The 1208-nt window shown below is 61.0% G+C and carries 2 protein-coding genes and 1 pseudogene; all 3 read left to right on the top strand.

Annotated elements, in window-relative coordinates:
• Nucleotides 1-243: pseudogene (locus HX846_RS11170) on the top strand (xanthine permease XanP); the annotation flags it as partial.
• 87 nt (nucleotides 244-330) lie between these two features.
• Nucleotides 331-990, top strand: coding sequence for a TetR/AcrR family transcriptional regulator (locus tag HX846_RS11165; protein WP_003211175.1), 660 nt, complete (start codon nucleotides 331-333; stop codon nucleotides 988-990).
• A gap of 12 nt (nucleotides 991-1002) precedes the next feature.
• Nucleotides 1003-1208, top strand: a 206-nt coding sequence (locus tag HX846_RS11160; RefSeq protein ID WP_178965391.1) for a YigZ family protein, incomplete at its 3' end; no start/stop codon positions are given.

Here is a 1208-nt window from a genome sequence, read left to right as displayed (position 1 = left end):
CAGGCCCCGCTGGATCGGCGCAGCATGCTGATCATCGCCACCTCGTTCGGCGTCGGCCTGGGGATCGCGGCGCAACCGAACCTGCTGCACCTGATGCCAACCCTGGTGCAGAACCTGTTCGACTCGGCCATCACCAGCGGCGGCCTGACCGCCATCGTATTGTGCCTGCTGCTACCTGAAGCCAAGGCTCCCGTGGATGCCGCAAACCGGACCCTGGAAAGCGACACTCTGGAGCCGCTTTAAGGGTTTTATCGTATCGGGACTTGTCTGGGGCTTGAGGGTGGGTTATCTGTGCACACGTCGCCTTCATCGATCTGCACGGAAACCTCCATGAGCCTCGAAGTTCCTGCCCACAGCAACCACGCCGGAAAACCTGCAAGCCGCATTCGCCAAAAGAACGAACAAGCGATTTTGCAGGCCGCCGAAGACGAGTTCGCCCGTCATGGCTACAAAGGCACCAGCATGAACACCATCGCGGCGAGTGCCGGGTTGCCGAAAGCCAACTTGCACTACTACTTCACCAACAAGCTGGGCCTGTACATCGCGGTGCTCAGCAACATCCTCGAATTGTGGGACAGCACCTTCAACACCCTGACCGCCGAGGATGACCCGGCGGCCGCCCTGACCCGCTATATCCGCACCAAGATGGAATTCTCCCGGCGCCAGCCACAAGCCTCGCGGATCTTCGCGATGGAGATCATCAGCGGCGGTGAGTGCCTGACCGAATATTTCAGCCAGGACTACCGCGCCTGGTTCAGCGGCCGTGCGGCGGTATTCCAGGCCTGGATCGACGCCGGCAAGATGGACCCTATCGACCCGGTGCACCTGATCTTCCTGCTGTGGGGCAGCACCCAGCATTACGCCGACTTTGCCACCCAGATCTGCCGCGTGACCGGGCGCACCAAGCTGACCAAGCAGGACATGGAAGACGCCGGCACCAACCTTATCCACATCATTCTCAAAGGCTGTGGCATCAAGCCGGCCCTCTAAACGAAGTTACCCATGCCTTTCACGCTTACCGGCCTTTGCGAGTTTCGCGAAGAAATTCGCAAAAGCCGCTTCATTACCCTCGCCGCCCCGATCAGCAGCCCCCAGGACGCCCAGGCCTTCATCGACCAGCACAGCGACCTGAACGCCACGCACAACTGCTGGGCCTGGAAACTCGGCGATCAATACCGCAGCAACGACGACGGCGAACCCGGCGGGAC

This window comes from Pseudomonas sp. K5002 (genome assembly GCF_013386655.1).
Lineage (GTDB): Bacteria > Pseudomonadota > Gammaproteobacteria > Pseudomonadales > Pseudomonadaceae > Aquipseudomonas.
Note: the sequence above shows the minus strand (reverse complement) of the source record. Positions and strands in the feature narration are given on the sequence as shown.

Coding starts and splice junctions, on each gene's coding strand:
- HX846_RS11165 (WP_003211175.1), top strand. CDS start 331: ATGAGCCTCGAAGTTCCTGCCCACAGCAACCACGCCGGAAAACCTGCA.